Origin of the sequence: Leucobacter coleopterorum (genome assembly GCF_011382985.1) — a bacterium.
Classification (GTDB): Bacteria; Actinomycetota; Actinomycetes; order Actinomycetales; family Microbacteriaceae; genus Leucobacter; species Leucobacter coleopterorum.
This window is the reverse complement of the sequence record NZ_CP049933.1, coordinates 787,286-802,154: the sequence shown is the minus strand read 5'-3', so window position 1 is coordinate 802,154 and position 14,869 is coordinate 787,286. Positions and strand designations below refer to the sequence as shown.

The following is a 14,869-nucleotide window of genomic DNA, read 5'->3' as shown; positions in this document are numbered from 1 at the left end:
CACCCCACCTACCTTTCGGAGCAATGATGCACTTAGGAACACTTAGCCTGCCCAACAAACAAACCAGGGCCGCCCTGCGCGAAGGCGACAGTTGGATTCTGCTTGATGCTGCGGATGTCGGCGCGCTCGTAGCCAACCCCGATTGGCGAAACGGGATTGATGTCGCGCGCACCACAGGCCAACGCATCGCAGAAGATAAGGCCACAATGCTCACCCCGGTTCAGCACCCAGCCAAGATCGTGTGCTGCGGCCTGAACTACCACGACCACATCATCGAGGCGAAGCGCGAGATCCCGATATTCCCAACACTGTTCGCAAAGTTCGCCGACACACTGACCGACCCTGATGCCGACATCACGATCACCGGGTCGCACAAGGTTGACTGGGAGGCCGAACTCGCGGTTATCGTTGGCTCCCCGGTTCAGCGCGCCACTCCCGCCGAGGCGGCAAACGCGATCCTGGGTTATGCAACCTCCAATGACGTGTCAGCTCGGGATTGGCAATCCCGCACACTGCAGTGGTTCCAGGGCAAAGCCTGGGATAACACCACACCTCTCGGTCCGTTCATTGTGACGGCCGACGAGATCTCCCCGAAAGACGGGCTCGAGATCCGCGCAGATATTAACGGTGAGGTCGTGCAACTGAGCAACACACGAGAACTCGTGTTTGACTCAGCCACCCTTATCTCCTATGTGTCCCAGTTCACCATACTCAGGCCCGGCGATATCGTGCTGACTGGGACTCCGGGTGGGGTGGGATTGGGAAGGAATCCGCAGCGCTGGCTGCATGACGGTGAGGTTCTCACCACACACATCGAAGGCATTGGCACACTGCGCAACCGGATGCGGTTACCCAGCAGCGAGTCAGTGTAAAAAGGAGAACAAGATGAGCCACCCCCCAATCACCCGCGAGAATCGCGCCGATTCACAACGCTTCCTCGCGGCGATCCAACTCAAAGAAACACAGCCAGAGGTGTTTGATCGAGCATTCACCGCCATGCCGCAGTACGTACCGTGGCCAAAGGCTTACGGGGGCGATTCCGTAGCTCAGGCCGCCGCCGCCGCGATCGCGACAATCGGCGATGATCGCGGGTTGCATTCACTACACAGCTCCTTTTTGCGCCCCGTCGAAATCGGCGAGCCCGTGCGCTACGAGGTTGAGTTGCTGCGCGACGGTCGCGGCTACTCAACGCGCCACGTACGGGGTTACCAGGGCGGCAAGGTGGTATTTATTACCACGGCCTCGTTTCAGGCCCCCGAGACAGGGAACAGCTACGCCCCACAGCACCTAACTACGCAACACCGGGCACCCTCCCAAGCTCCGCCGATTATCTCGACGCACGCAATGCGGGATCCTCACCCGAGGGTGACTACTGGTCGCGCGGCCGCAGCTTCGACATACGCCATGCACCCAATCCCGTGTACACAAATTCGTCAGAAAATGCGCCCGAGCAGGGGGTCTGGATCCGTGCCTTCGACAAGCTACCCGACGATGCACGCACACAGCAGATCGCCCTCAGTTACGTCTGCGACTACACAATCCTCGAGCCCTCACTGCGAGCACTCGGCCTGAACTGGTCCTCCCCCGGGCTCGTCACGGCAAGCCTCGACCACAGCATGTGGTTCCACCAGCCCGCGCGAGCCGACGAGTGGCTCCTATATGCACAGGAAAGCGCCGGGGCACAGGGGGGTCGAGCCCTCAACCTTGGTCGCTTCTACTCAGAACAGGGCGACCTTGTCGCAACAGTTCTACAGGAGGGCATGATCCGGCATGCATAAATTTTAGGTTTTCCTTTGACACCCGAACGTCGCAGAGGTAATCTTCAATATACGTTCAACGTAACGAACGTCACCATAATGACATAAGCGGGATAATTTTCACCTCACCGAAGAGACCTGTCTCGTTTTGAGCGTTCACCACCAGTAATCAATTCAAAGGAGAGTAAATATGTCATCACCTTCAGCGGTTGTTGCCGAGCAAGATCTGCGCTGGGACAAGGTTCCCCAGGTCACCCGTTCGGGCGAAGAAGACACCCGGACGCTGTCTTCGGGAGACTGCATTCGGGTCACTGGCGTAGGCCCGCAGCACACCGAAGCCACCAAGATCTGGTTCGGTCAGGTTTCAAACAAGCCAGGATACCGCTCCCTACCCCATCACCACGGTGAAGCAGAAACAGGCGGCTACGTGCTGCGCGGCCATGGTCGCATTTACTTTGGCGAGGGCTTCAGAACCTATGTCGACATGAAGGCTGGCGACTGGGTGTGGGTTCCCCCGTTCATGCCCCACGTTGAAGTCAATATGTCGGTAACCGACGAACTCATCTGGCTGACCGCCCGCACCCCCGACAACATCGTGTTCGACCTGCCTGATGTCGCCGACTCGGAGCTTGAGGGATACCGCCGCGCATAGCGCGTTGGTCGGCCTTTCCTGAGGCCGACCAACCACCCCATTAGAGACCTGCACATCTATTAGGAAGCACGGATAAGCAATGGAGCTTTCCCCATCCGGTTACACTGACCACTTCGCTCGAGAATCACTCCCACCGCAGGCCAGCTGGCCAAACTTCGAATTTTCACTTCCTGAGCTTCAGTACCCCACCAAGCTCAACGCCGCCGAAGAACTCATCGATGAGGGCGTGCGCAAGTTTGGTGGCGACAATCTTGCCATTCGCGTGCCGGGTGCCGAGACCTGGACCTACGGCGATCTACAAAAGCGCGCCAACCAGGTCGCCCAGGTACTCACTGAAGACTACGGCCTAATACCCGGCAATCGAGTGTTGCTTCGCTCCCCCAACAACGCCTGGACCGTCGCCTGCTGGCTCGGCATCATAAAGGCGGGCGGCATTGTCGCAACGACCATGGTCGCCTGGCGCAAGCGCGAGGTGCGTAACGTTGCCAAAAAGCTGCTCCCCAATGTAGCCATCATCGACCATCGAGCAATGTCGAAGATGTCGGAGGTCTTTGGCAGCACCCCTATCGCAGTCCTGGGTGGTGACGATGACACACTCATGGCTGCGTGCGCGACCAAGAGTGGCGAATTCGCGGCCGTTGAAACGGCAGCCGACGACGTGGCACTGCTCGGTGCCACATCGGGTACAACGGGTGAGCCCAAAGTCACCATGCACTTTCACCGCGATATTCTCGCGAACGCAGACACTTTCGCTAAACACATCCTGAAACTCACACCAGAGGACGTGACGGCTGGCACCGCACCGCTCGCCTTCACTTTTGGTCTTGGCGGGCTCGTCGTGTTTCCGCTTCGCACAGGAGGCAGCTCGGTCATTCTTGAAAAAGCGAGCCCGATGGAACTCGCTGACCTCATCACAGATTTTGGGGTTACCGTGTTCTACACGGCCCCGACGGGCTACCGCACCGCCCTTAAAGAAGGCAAAGCGAGTGAGCTTGCGAAGCTGCGTGTCGCCGTATCAGCCGGCGAACACCTGAACAAGGAAACGTTCGAAGCCGTGCGGCAGGCAACTGGCCTCAAACTCGTGAATGGCATCGGATCAACGGAAATGCTGCACGTGTTTATCTCGGCTGCGGGCGATGACATTCGTCCAGGCGCCACCGGCAAAGCGGTCCCTGGGTACAGAGCCACGGTGCTCGACGATGACGGTAATGAGTTGCCACCCGGCCAGGTTGGACGGCTCGCCGTGGTTGGCCCAACCGGGTGCCGCTATCTCAATGATGAACGCCAGAAGAACTACGTGGTGAACGGCTGGAACGTGACCGGTGACGCCTACTTGATGGACGAGGACGGCTACTTTTTCTATCAGTCACGCACCGACAGCATGATCATCGCGGCCGGGTACAACATCGGTGCTCCCGAGGTCGAAGAGGTTGTGGAAACACATCCCGAGGTGCTTGAGTGCGCCGTGATTGGGCGACCGGATCCAGCCAGGGGCGTCATCGTTAACGCCTTTGTGGTGCTGCGCGACGGTGTCGCCGAATCTGAAGAGATCACAGAGTCGATTAAGGCACACGTGAAAGAGAACTTGGCGATCTACAAGTGCCCCCGGCGCATCGACTTTGTCGACGAGCTGCCCCGAAACCCCAGTGGAAAAGTTCAGCACTTTGTGTTGCGTGACCGGGTTGCCGCCGAACTGGCGACCGTTTCAACTCACTGAACTCTTTCCCAACAATCTAAGGAGAACATCATGCGAGTAGCAATTGTTGGCGGCGGCCCCGGTGGGCTGTACTTCGCCGCACTCATGAAGCAGCTGGACCCCAGCCACGACATCACCATTTGGGAACGCAACGCTGCAGACGACACGTTCGGCTTCGGCGTCGTGTTTAGCGACGAGACCCTCGGGGGATCGAAAACGCCGATCCCGTCATCGCTCAGCGAATGAGCGAGCAGTTTGCTCGCTGGACCGACATCGACATTCGCTTTGGCGGCGAAACCTTTACAATCGGCGGCCAGGGATTTGCTGCCATGGGCCGCAAAGAATTACTCATGTTATTGCAGGATCGCTGCCAAGAACTCGGAGTGAAGATCCACTTCAGCACACTCGCCCCTGATGCCGCCGACCTCATGCGCGACTACGACCTCGTATTAGCCGCCGACGGCCTCAACTCGTTCGTGCGCACCCAGTTCGCAGAGCACTTCAAGCCCACTCTTGATCGCCGCGTCAACAAGTACATCTGGCTCGGCACCGACCGCGTGTTTGAGGCATTCACCTTCGACGTGCAAAACACTCCCCACGGTGTCATGCAGTTGCACGGCTACCCTTACTCTGACAAGGGCAGCACCTTCCTCATCGAGATGCACGAGGATGTATGGCGCGCCGCGGGTTTTGACGAGACCGAAAACGAGATCTTTCCTCCCGGGGTCAGCGACGAAAAGGCAATCGCCAAGATAAAGCACTACTTCGCCGACATTCTCGATGGAGCGGACACCCTCGCGAACAACTCGAAATGGATCAACTTCCAGGTGGTGCGCGCGGAGGCATGGCACTACCAAAACCTCGTCATCCTAGGCGATGCAGCACACACCGCACACTTCTCGATCGGTTCGGGCACCAAGCTCGCAATGGAGGATGCTCTCGCGCTCGCAGCCTGCATTCACGAGAACTCGACACTCGAATCGGCCCTCACTGCTTACGAGACCGAGCGGCGCCCGGTTGCCGCCTCACTGCAGCGCGCCGCGCAGGCAGCGATGGAGTGGTTCGAGAACATTGGCCAGTACGCAGGTCAGGATCCTCTGCAGTTTGCGTTCAACCTCCTGACGCGCAGTCGTCGCATCACCCTCGAGAACCTTAGCTTGCGCGATCCTGAGTTTGCGAAGCGCGTGCTTGAGTCTGCTGGCCCAGGCCGCACCGAAGATGAACCCCCACTGTTCCGGCCGCACAGCATTGGGCAGCTCCAGCTAAAGAACCGCATCATCGTGTCACCGATGGATATGTATTCAGCGATCGACGGACTGCCCGGCGACTTCCACCTCGCACACCTAGGTTCCCGCGCCACAGGGGGTGCCGGACTTGTCATGACCGAAATGGTCTGTGTCTCATCGGAAGGACGCATCACACCGGGCTGCAGCGGGCTCTATACAGATGAGCAGGGCACTGCATGGTCACGCGTCGTCAACTATGTGCACGACACCTCCACCGCGAAGATTGGAGTTCAGCTCGGCCACTCTGGCAGAAAGGGATCCACGCGCGTCATGTGGGAGGGCATCGATCAACCCCTCGAAAATGGCAACTGGCCTCTCGTTTCTGCTTCAGCAATCCCGTACAGCTCGGCAAACCAGACACCGCGCGAAATGGATCGGGACGACATGGATCAGGTGCGCGATGAGTTTGTAGCGGCAACCAAACGAGCAGCGGCTGCTGGCTTTGACCTGCTTGAGGTGCATGCTGCACATGGCTACTTGCTCTCATCTTTCCTGTCGCCCATCTCTAACAAACGCAGCGACGAATACGGTGGCGGCCTCGCAAACCGCCTCCGCTACCCGCTGGAGGTGTTCGACGTGGTGCGCGCCGCCTGGCCAGCTGAGCGCCCTCTCACCGTGCGCCTTTCGGCAACTGACTGGATCGAGGGCGGCAACACCATCGATGACGCGGTCGCAATTGCAGGGGCATTTATTGAGCACGGCGCAGATGCAATCGATGTCTCCTCGGGTCAGATCACGTCAGAGGAGAAACCCGTCTTCGGCCGCAGCTACCAGACACCGTTTGCAGACGCGATCCGCAACCGAGTTGCCGAAGCCGCTGGCGTCGCCGTGATTGCGGTCGGGGCGATCTCGTCCTACGACGATGTGAACTCGATCCTGGTCGCGGGTCGCGCGGATTTCGTGGCACTTGGTCGAACGCATCTGTTTGATCCGCACTGGACCCTGCATGCGGCGGCGGACCTTGGATACCGCGGCGAAGGTGCCGAGTGGATTCCCCAGTACCGGGCAGGATCACGTAAGCCGCCGAGCTCACGCACCGACGCGATCCGCCCCAGGCTGTCGCTGATTCGTGATCCGCAAGCGAGCCACGAGTACCCGCACCGTCGCTGGACACCCGCGGTGTACGGCAGCACCGTCAACGTCTAAAACTTACGACCGCCAGTGTCTGTCGACGGCCCCAAACTAGTCGACGGACACTGGCGAACCTGCCTGTCACCACAACGGTTCCGACACAAGGAGACAACGATGTCTACCACTGAAAAAACCGCCCCCGCAACCCACTGGCCCGTTCCGCGCAGAGTCACTCTCGGCGTTCTCATCTGCTGCTGGCTCGCGACGCTCTCTGAGGGCTACGACATTGGCGTACTGGGAGTGATCATCCCGGCGCTCAAAACCTATGCGCCGTGGGGTCCGCCAGATCCGCTGCAACTCGGTGGCCTCGCCGCATACGCGCTCGTCGGCATGTTGATCGGTGCCCTCGTTATCGGCACACTCAGCGATCGATTCGGCCGCAAGAACATGCTTCTCGTTTCGATGGCGCTGTACACACTCACCCAGCTTGGGGCCGCGTTCGCAACAACCCCCGACATGTTTGGGCTCTACAGATTGATCGGCGGGCTCGGCATGGGCGGCGTGATCCCCGTAGCGGCCGCAATGACCATTGAATTCTCCGAACCGAAACGTCGCTCTCTGAACTACGGGATCATGTTCTCTGCATACTCACTCGGCATCGTTGCCGCAGCGCTCGTGGGTACCGCGGTCTTTGCGCAGTTCCCAGCAACGATCGGCGATACCGTGCTCGTCGAAAACCAAGACGCCTGGCGCTGGATCGTGGGCCTCGGTGCAGTTCCTGTGTTATTGATCCCCGTCATCGCCATATTCTTACCGGAATCCTTGGAGTCCCTGGAAGCTCGCGGTCTGCAGGATCGGGCAAAGAAACTCGCGGAAAAACTCAAAATTACGCCCTACGACCCAGTTGCGCCAGCACCAAAGGAGAGCGCTTCGACGCAGGCTCCTTGGCAGAGGGTATTGTCCCTACTGTTCTCACTGCGGTATCTAAGTTCAACGATCCCACTTTGGATTGCACTTTTCTGCGGCATGCTACTCGTCTACGGTCTCAACAATTGGCTGCCAAACGTGATGCGCGAGGCTGGCTATGAAATGGGACAGGCGCTCACGTTCTTACTGGTGTTCAGCCTGTCGGCAGCGGTCGGCGGACTTATCCTTGGCGCACTCGCCGACCGCTTCGGACAGCGTTCAGTGTTGATTGTGTTTTACCTCGTTGGCGGAGCCGCGTGTGTATTGATGATGTTCCCGCACTCGCTGTTCCTGACGATGACCCTTGTGGGTCTCGCCGGGGTGGGATCCATCTCAACATCGCTCGTGCTAACTGGATACATCGCCGACTATTACCCGGGTTTCATGCGAGCAACCGCCACAGGCTGGGCACTCAGCTTCGCGCGCGTCGGCGCGATCCTCGGTCCGGTCGTGGGCGGCTGGCTGTCTTCAATGCAGGTGAGTACCGAATGGAACTTCATCACTTTCGGTATCGTGGCGCTCGTCGCAGCCTTTGCCGTGGCATTGATTCCGCGTAAGACACCGTTCGAGGATCCTCGAGCGACACAGTAGGCGCTCGACTAGTTAGTCTGCGACCCTCGGATCAGATCATCGAAGTTGGGTTCTTCAGGATCAGTATCGTTTTCACCCTCATTCGCCTCGTCGGCGGGTTCAGACTTGAGCTCGTCGGCGGGTTGTTCCGGCTCGTCTTCAAGGATTTCGGGCTCAAGAGCGGGTTCGAGTTCAGGAGCGGGTTCGAGCTCAGGCTCAAGGACTTCGACGGGCCGAACGACCTCAACCGGTTCGACCGCGTCTTCAGAGTACGCACCCGAAGCGACCGCAGCTTCAACAGCCTCAACCAAGTCACCAAGCAGCACGTGCCACCCTTCCTGCGAGGCGGCGGCGCTCTCGGCGGGTGAAGAGAGCGCGTCAAACCCAGTCTCGGTGACAGTTATTCCGGTGTTCGGCCCACTCGAACGCAGTGTCACGAGTACCGCTGTCGAGTGTTCATCCCCAGCCTCGCTCCAGCGAAAACCAATAGCGTGCCCCTCAACGAGAACATCCACCTCGCCCGAGGCATCGCGGCTCACCTGGGAGTCTCCGCTAGTTTCGGCCCAGCGCTCCGAGACGGCTCCGCCCACTCGCGGGTCGAGTCGCAACTCGGGCCACCACACTTTTCGGCGCTCAGGGTCAACCAGATATTGCCATACCGCAGCTCGGGCAGCACGCGCTTTACTGCGGGCTACCACTGGTCCCAACGGGATCATTGCTCCCCTTTCGGATGACACTTCAGAACTGTGCAAGTTTCGTAAGTTGAGGACCCTTGCAACTCAGCCCCCTGTCTTACGTTAAGACCTTAATCCTCTCCTCTGACAACTAGCCCTATCCGAGTGGGAATGTCGAGACGGAAATGATCCAATTGTCCGCCACCGAAGTGCAAGAATGAATGGGTGCCGCAAACTTCCTCAGCCATGCCCCTGCCCACTGCACCCGAGCTCCGTGGCTGGACGCACAGCTACTCCGGCAAAGTGCGAGATCTCTATGTGCCCGTTGAAGGCCCCGACGACACCCTTCTGGTGGTTGCGAGCAACCGCGTCAGCGCATTTGACTTCGTGCTCGAACCCCCGATCCCGGGCAAGGGAGCCCTACTGACGAAACTATCTAACTGGTGGTTTTCGCGCATAGATATGCCGAATCACTTGGCCGACTCCAAGAGTGCACCCACGGTTCCCAGCGAGGTTGCGGATCGTTCAATGTTGTCCCGCCGCCTCAAGATGTATCCCATCGAGTGTGTCGTGCGAGGCGCACTTACCGGTTCGGGGTTCTTGGAGTATCAGCAAACGGGAGCCGTGTGCGGAATTGAGTTGCCGCCCGGAATCGAAGACGGAGACCTGCTCGAAACCCCCATCTATACCCCCGCATACAAGGCACCATTCGGGCAACATGACGAAAACATCTCTTTTGAACGCAGCGTTGAACTCGTTGGCCGCGAGGTAGCCGCCGCACTGCGCGATGCTTCCACGCGAATTTTCGCTGCGGCACGTGACCTCGCTGCAGAGCGCGGCGTGATCCTCGCCGATACAAAATTTGAGTTTGGGCGAGATCCTGAAACGGGTGATCTGCTGCTCGCAGACGAGGTGCTCACGAGCGATTCCTCGCGCTACTGGGACGCGAGTGTGTACTTCGATGCGGCTCTGAGCGGGGAGGAACGACTCGCGTCGTTCGACAAGCAGATTGTGCGCAACTGGCTGCGCAGCAACTGGGATCAGCAGGGCGTTCCTCCCGTGCTCCCGGAAGAAATTGTGGCCCAGACCCAGGAACGCTACCGCGAGTTGTATACCCGACTCACCGGTGAAACATGGGCTTGATCTCACACAGGCTAGAATGAGCCTGCTCACTTTCTACGGATTTGGAGAACCGGTGCCCACGATTGTTGTAGATGTCATGCCCAAGGCCGAACTGCTTGACCCACAGGGCAAGGCAACCACCGGAGCGCTGGATCGCCTCGGTCACGGTAAGTTTCAGAATGTGCGCATCGGAAAGCGCTTCGAGTTCACCGTTGACGGCGACGTGACGGATGCAGTGCTCGCGGAGGTCCGCAAGGTAGCAGACGAGACGCTCTCAAACGCAGTCATCGAAGACGTCGTATCGATCACCGTTGATGGTGCACCCGTTGGGGTGGACGCGTAATGGCACCCCGCATCGGAGTTGTCACGTTTCCCGGTTCACTTGATGACCGCGATGCGCAACGCGCGATCCGTCTAGCTGATGCCGAGGCCGTAGCACTGTGGCACGCTAATCATGATCTCCAGGGTGTCGACGCGATTGTGCTCCCCGGAGGGTTTAGCTACGGCGACTACCTGCGTCCCGGCGCCATCGCTGCTGTTTCACCGATCATGACGGAGGTGATTGCCGCTGCTAACGCTGGCATGCCCGTACTCGGCATCTGCAACGGCTTTCAGGTGCTCGTTGAGTCACACTTGCTTCCCGGCGGACTGATCCGCAATTCAAACCAGCAGTTTGTGCGCCGTGATCAGCGACTGATCGTCGAGAACAACCGCACGGTATGGACGAGCGAGTTTGAGCAGGGTGAAGAAATCGTCATTCCGCTGAAGAACGGCGATGGCGGCTACATTGCCAACGACGAAACCCTGAAGCGCCTCGAGGGTGAAGGCCTGATTGCTTTCCGCTACGCGGGTGTCAATCCGAACGGGTCACTCAACGACATTGCGGGGCTTACGAACGAGCGCGGCAACGTCGTAGGTCTCATGCCCCACCCAGAACACGCGGTCGAGCCAGGTTTCGGGCCTGACACTCCCGCTGCGATGCGCTCCGGGCTCGACGGCCTGCGATTCTTCACGAGCGCCATGCAGGCGCTCGCACAGAAGGTCTAGCTCGCGATTTCGAGCCCATACGAAATGATTCGGCGCGTACCGCTGATCGTCTCGATCGTGAATTCCCGCTCAGGGATCTGCTGGAAACCGAGGCGTTCGTAGAGTCGGTGCGCCTTGACCATTTGATCGCCGGTATGGAGAACCAATCGACACAAGCCGCGATCCTGAGCAACGCTGGCAACGTACCTCATTAGCGCTTCACCAACACCTTTTCCGCGGGCGCCTCCAGAGACCCCTAACAACCGCACGTCCATCTCATCAGATGCGCTGCTAGACAGCAATCGCTCGCCCTCGTGAGGGATTGTGACGGAGCCAAGAATCTTGCCGCCCTCTTCTGCCACGAGCACCTGAGAGACGGAGTCTCGACCAGCCACATCCTCAATTTCGTCGAGGTAGTCGGATTCAAGCAAATATTCACTCTCGTAGGCTGCTCGCACAAGCTCACCTACGGACGGGTACTCTTCTGGCCGAACGCGTCGGATATTCAAGGGATTGCTCACCGTAGAAGCATATGGCCCGCGGCCGATAGCCGCGGGGCCATATGAACACTTAGCCCAGAACCGAAAAGTCCGGCTGACCGTCTGGTCCCATGGGCAGCGGACGCCCATCAGCGAATGTAGGCCACGGCAGCAGATTTGGTGTCTGCTGAGGCGCAGGGGCGGCCTGCAGCGGCTGGACCTGCGGGAACGACTGCGCGGGAACCGCAGAGTAAGGCATCTGGTTCGCGAACTGACGCTGCTGAGCTCGCGTAGCTTCACGCTCTTCTGATCCAGCGGACCAGCGCAACAGAAGCGTGATGGAGAGTCCCAGAGCGGTCAATATCAGCATTGCCGTAGCAATCTTCCAGTAGACATCGGGAATGTACAGATCGAAGGCGTCGATAGCAACCGGTGCTGTGAAGAGAATGCCAGACAGCACTGCAAACGCACTCGTCACAAAAGCGAACCGGGTCACGACAGCGCTTACCTTCGCACCCATATTCAGCAGCAACTGACAGCACAGAATCACGAGCCGAGTCACCAAGATGACAAAGACAGATTTCCAGAAGATCTCAAAAAGGAGCGAGAAGTAGTCAAACTTTGTCATCCAGATAACGGTGAGCAGCACACCCAGAATGTAGGCATTAGCGACCAGCGCAACGGGAGCGTACCACTCTGATTTCTGCTGGCGACGCGTGTCGAATGCCGTGAGCAGCACAAAGACAGCAAAGAGCGCGAAGGTCGAGAAAACCCGCTCAAATTTACCCTCAAAATCACCAATAAACAGCAGCGAGATCGAAGCGAGCGTCAGCGCCGCAAGCAGCACAATGCTGATCTTCAAAAACATCGGCAGCTTGCGTGGGCTCTTTGCAGAATCCGTCTGAGACGGCAACGGTGCGCCTGTGAGAGGCGGCTGCAAAGCTGGGGCCGTAGGAGCTGCCGGGGCGGCAGAGGCCGGAGCAGCTTGCGTCGGCGCTGGCGTCTCCGAGTGTGGTGTCGGTGTGTTCAAGTCACTCATGCGTTCAGTCTTTCGTGTTCTGCTGGGAATCGCTACTTTCAGAAGCAAAAAGCAACAGCAATTCCCGCGTAGACTGGAGCAGTACTTTCGGCTCGCAGCCCATGGCAATCGCACGGGCGCGAGCCGCCCGATCCCCGCCTAGATCAACGGAGCACATCGAGCGTGACTGAATCCAGCGCAACCATTACCGGTCCCCGCCCTGACACTGTTGCCGACGCGGCAGCAACTCCCGAGAAGGAGCAGCCGTACGGTGCGCTCGGGCTCAAGGAGGACGAGTACTTGAGCATCCGCGAGATCCTGGGCCGTCGTCCCACCTCGGGAGAGCTCGCCATGTACTCAGTGATGTGGTCGGAGCACTGCTCATACAAGTCGTCAAAGATGTACCTGCGCCAGTTCGGCAAGAAGGTCAACGAGAAGATGAAAGAGCGCCTGCTCGTCGGCATGGGCGAAAACGCCGGTGTGGTCGATATTGGCGAGGGTTGGGCGGTGACATTCAAGGTCGAGAGCCACAACCACCCCTCGTACATCGAGCCGTTCCAGGGGGCGGCAACGGGTGTCGGCGGCATTATTCGCGACATCATCTCGATGGGTGCGCGCCCGGTAGCCGTCATGGATCAGCTACGTTTTGGTGCGATCGATGATCCCGACACAGCCCGCGTGGTGCACGGCGTTGTCTCCGGCATCTCGTCGTACGCAAACTGCCTCGGTCTTCCGAATCTCGGCGGCGAGACGGTGTTTGACAGGGTGTACCAGGCAAACCCGCTCGTCAACGCGCTAGGTGTTGGTGTGCTGCGTCACGAAGATCTGCACACCGCCAACGCCTCGGGTCTCGGCAACAAGGTCGTTCTGTTTGGTGCCCGCACGGGCGGCGACGGCATCGGCGGTGCGTCGATCCTCGCTTCAGATAGCTTCAGCGAGGGCGGGCCGACCAAACGTCCAGCCGTGCAGGTTGGCGATCCCTTCGCCGAAAAGGTGCTCATTGAGTGCTGCCTTGAGCTGTTCCACGCAGAATTGGTTGAGGGCATTCAAGACCTCGGCGCGGCCGGCATCTCATGCGCAACCTCGGAGCTCGCCGCGAACGGCGACGGTGGCATGTTCATCGAGCTCGACAGTGTGCTGCTGCGCGACCCCTCGCTCACCGCTGAGGAGATCCTCATGTCGGAGAGCCAGGAGCGCATGATGGCAGTTGTGGCCCCCGAGAAGCTTGAGGCCTTTTTGGCCGTCACGGCGAAGTGGGATGTTGAGACGAGTGTGCTCGGTGAGGTGACCGACACGAACCGCTTGATCATCAACTGGCGTGGCGAGGAGATCGTGAACGTCGATCCCTCCACCGTCGCGGTCGACGGTCCCGTCTACGAGCGCCCTGTTGCTTACCCAACTTGGATCGACGCACTGCAGGCTGACTCGGTCAATGCGGCCGGGCTCGCCCGTGCAACGGCCGGCGAAGAACTGCGTGCGCAGATGATTGCGGTCGCGGCGTCACCGAACCAAGCTTCGGTCGACTGGATCACAAACCAGTACGACAAGTACGTGCTCGGAAACACCGCACTCTCCTTCCCTGACGGCGCTGGCATGATCCGCGTCGATGAGGAGAGTGGGCTCGGCGTCGCAATCGCAACCGACGCCAACGGCCGTTACTGCCAGCTTGATCCCTTTGTCGGATCACAGCTCGCCCTCGCAGAGGCGTACCGCAACGTCGCCACCTCGGGTGCGGTGCCTACTGCCGTCACCGACTGCCTCAATTTCGGCAGCCCCGAAAACCCCGAGGTCATGTGGCAGTTCTCGCGCGCGGTCGAGGGGCTCTCGGACGCCTGCCTCGCGCTTGAGGTGCCGGTCACCGGCGGCAACGTTTCGCTGTACAACCAGACCGGCGACACTCCGATCCACCCGACCCCTGTTGTTGGTGTGCTTGGCATCATCGACGACGTTGCACGCCGTGTGCCGAGTGGCTGGCAGGATCAGGGCGAGCACCTCTACCTGCTCGGTGTGACCCGCGACGAACTCGACGGCTCTGCCTGGGCCGAAACTGTGCACGACCACCTCGGTGGCCGCCCGCCCATCGCAGATCTTGCTGCCGAGCGCGCGCTCGCCGAACTGTTGCACGCTGCCGCACAGGGTGGGTTGCTGTCAGGGGCCGTTGACCTCTCCGAGGGAGGCCTAGCACAGGCTTTGACCGATGGTGCGCTGCGCTTCGGTGTGGGAGCGCGCGTGTGGATCGACGAGATCATGTCGCGCGACGGGGTTGATGAGACCGCTGCCTTGTTCTCGGAGTCGCAGGCGCGTGTGCTCGTTGCTGTGCCCCACGAAGAAGAGGTGAAGTTCCGCGGGCTGTGCTCGGGTCGTGACTTCCCCGTGCTGCGCATCGGCGTGACCGATGGCGCTGGGGCTGAGGCTGCGATCGAGGTGCAGGATCGCTTTACACTACCACTCGCGGAACTCGGGGCCGCCTCGAGTGAGACACTCCCGGCCCGTTTTGGCCCGGTCGTCGCCGAGTAGTTTTCTATCACCACACATTTCAAGGGGAGCAAATA

General features: G+C 59.6%; 14 protein-coding genes and 1 pseudogene. 12 read left to right on the top strand and 3 right to left on the bottom strand.

From position 1 onward, the window contains the following. Window positions 1-23 precede the first annotated feature (23 nt). The 8 genes and pseudogenes from G7066_RS03635 to G7066_RS03610 all read left to right on the top strand — a co-directional run bounded on the left by G7066_RS03635 (window position 24) and on the right by G7066_RS03610 (window position 8,019). Entirely contained in the window at window positions 24-872 is an 849-nt protein-coding gene (locus G7066_RS03635; protein WP_341873851.1) for a fumarylacetoacetate hydrolase family protein, read from the top strand. Further along, window positions 787-1,191: pseudogene (locus G7066_RS17315) on the top strand (acyl-CoA thioesterase domain-containing protein); the annotation flags it as partial. The gene G7066_RS03635 and the pseudogene G7066_RS17315, both read left to right, overlap by 86 nt. Before the next feature lie 35 nt (window positions 1,192-1,226). Further along, window positions 1,227-1,778, top strand: coding sequence for an acyl-CoA thioesterase (locus G7066_RS15650; protein WP_425280761.1), 552 nt, complete (start codon window positions 1,227-1,229; stop codon window positions 1,776-1,778). Between the two features lie 169 nt (window positions 1,779-1,947). Then, window positions 1,948-2,409 (top strand): cupin domain-containing protein, encoded by a 462-nt coding sequence (locus tag G7066_RS03625; protein ID WP_166329168.1) that lies wholly within the window; start codon window positions 1,948-1,950, stop codon window positions 2,407-2,409. A 79-nt stretch (window positions 2,410-2,488) separates the two neighbouring features. Beyond that, window positions 2,489-4,126: an AMP-binding protein gene (locus tag G7066_RS03620; protein WP_166329166.1), complete on the top strand. Its 1,638-nt coding sequence runs from the start codon at window positions 2,489-2,491 to the stop codon at window positions 4,124-4,126. Between the two features lie 30 nt (window positions 4,127-4,156). Next, entirely contained in the window at window positions 4,157-4,351 is a 195-nt protein-coding gene (locus tag G7066_RS15645) for an NAD(P)-binding protein (RefSeq protein WP_244303255.1), read from the top strand. Further along, window positions 4,348-6,537: a bifunctional salicylyl-CoA 5-hydroxylase/oxidoreductase gene (locus G7066_RS03615; RefSeq protein WP_244303254.1), complete on the top strand. Its 2,190-nt coding sequence runs from the start codon at window positions 4,348-4,350 to the stop codon at window positions 6,535-6,537. The genes G7066_RS15645 and G7066_RS03615 overlap by 4 nt, the downstream gene beginning before the upstream one ends. Window positions 6,538-6,636: 99 nt before the next feature. Further along, on the top strand, window positions 6,637-8,019 hold the full coding sequence (locus G7066_RS03610) for an MFS transporter (RefSeq protein ID WP_166329165.1): 1,383 nt from the start codon (window positions 6,637-6,639) through the stop codon (window positions 8,017-8,019). Window positions 8,020-8,027: 8 nt separating this feature from the next. Here G7066_RS03610 and G7066_RS03605 read toward each other — a convergent pair whose 3' ends face one another. Continuing rightward, window positions 8,028-8,735 carry an SRPBCC family protein gene (locus tag G7066_RS03605; protein ID WP_166329163.1) on the bottom strand — a complete coding sequence of 236 codons (708 nt, stop codon included), beginning with the start codon at window positions 8,733-8,735 and terminating at the stop codon, window positions 8,028-8,030. Between the two features lie 183 nt (window positions 8,736-8,918). Here G7066_RS03605 and G7066_RS03600 point away from each other — a divergent pair, with 183 nt between their 5' ends. From G7066_RS03600 to purQ, 3 genes are read left to right on the top strand one after another with little or no spacing between them, the layout of a single operon-like run. Further along, window positions 8,919-9,815 carry a phosphoribosylaminoimidazolesuccinocarboxamide synthase gene (locus tag G7066_RS03600; protein WP_166331889.1) on the top strand — a complete coding sequence of 299 codons (897 nt, stop codon included), beginning with the start codon at window positions 8,919-8,921 and terminating at the stop codon, window positions 9,813-9,815. A 52-nt stretch (window positions 9,816-9,867) separates the two neighbouring features. Then, complete coding sequence (gene purS, locus G7066_RS03595) at window positions 9,868-10,137, top strand: phosphoribosylformylglycinamidine synthase subunit PurS (protein ID WP_166331888.1); 270 nt, start codon at window positions 9,868-9,870, stop codon at window positions 10,135-10,137. Further along, a complete protein-coding gene (gene purQ, locus G7066_RS03590; RefSeq protein ID WP_166329161.1) occupies window positions 10,137-10,841 on the top strand; it encodes a phosphoribosylformylglycinamidine synthase subunit PurQ in 705 nt (234 codons plus the stop codon). The genes purS and purQ overlap by 1 nt, the downstream gene beginning before the upstream one ends. Here purQ and G7066_RS03585 read toward each other — a convergent pair. Then, the gene (locus G7066_RS03585; RefSeq protein WP_166329159.1) at window positions 10,838-11,341 is read right to left on the bottom strand and encodes a GNAT family N-acetyltransferase; all 504 of its coding nucleotides are present in this window, start codon (window positions 11,339-11,341) and stop codon (window positions 10,838-10,840) included. The genes purQ and G7066_RS03585 overlap by 4 nt on opposite strands. Before the next feature lie 49 nt (window positions 11,342-11,390). Beyond that, window positions 11,391-12,338, bottom strand: a complete 948-nt coding sequence (locus G7066_RS15215) for a hypothetical protein (protein WP_205881517.1) — start codon at window positions 12,336-12,338, stop codon at window positions 11,391-11,393. A 162-nt stretch (window positions 12,339-12,500) separates the two neighbouring features. Here G7066_RS15215 and purL point away from each other — a divergent pair, with 162 nt between their 5' ends. Next, window positions 12,501-14,834, top strand: coding sequence for a phosphoribosylformylglycinamidine synthase subunit PurL (gene purL / locus G7066_RS03575; protein ID WP_205881516.1), 2,334 nt, complete (start codon window positions 12,501-12,503; stop codon window positions 14,832-14,834). Window positions 14,835-14,869: the final 35 nt, after the last annotated feature.

Bases quoted from the DNA above. Each gene is read 5' to 3' on its own strand.
- G7066_RS03635 (WP_341873851.1), top strand. From the start codon at position 24: ATGATGCACTTAGGAACACTTAGCCTGCCCAACAAACAAACCAGGGCC.
- G7066_RS03625 (WP_166329168.1), top strand. From the start codon at position 1,948: ATGTCATCACCTTCAGCGGTTGTTGCCGAGCAAGATCTGCGCTGGGAC.
- G7066_RS03620 (WP_166329166.1), top strand. From the start codon at position 2,489: ATGGAGCTTTCCCCATCCGGTTACACTGACCACTTCGCTCGAGAATCA.
- G7066_RS15645 (WP_244303255.1), top strand. From the start codon at position 4,157: ATGCGAGTAGCAATTGTTGGCGGCGGCCCCGGTGGGCTGTACTTCGCC.
- G7066_RS03615 (WP_244303254.1), top strand. From the start codon at position 4,348: ATGAGCGAGCAGTTTGCTCGCTGGACCGACATCGACATTCGCTTTGGC.
- G7066_RS03610 (WP_166329165.1), top strand. From the start codon at position 6,637: ATGTCTACCACTGAAAAAACCGCCCCCGCAACCCACTGGCCCGTTCCG.
- G7066_RS03600 (WP_166331889.1), top strand. From the start codon at position 8,919: ATGCCCCTGCCCACTGCACCCGAGCTCCGTGGCTGGACGCACAGCTAC.
- purQ (WP_166329161.1), top strand. From the start codon at position 10,137: ATGGCACCCCGCATCGGAGTTGTCACGTTTCCCGGTTCACTTGATGAC.
- G7066_RS15215 (WP_205881517.1), bottom strand. From the start codon at position 12,338: ATGAGTGACTTGAACACACCGACACCACACTCGGAGACGCCAGCGCCG.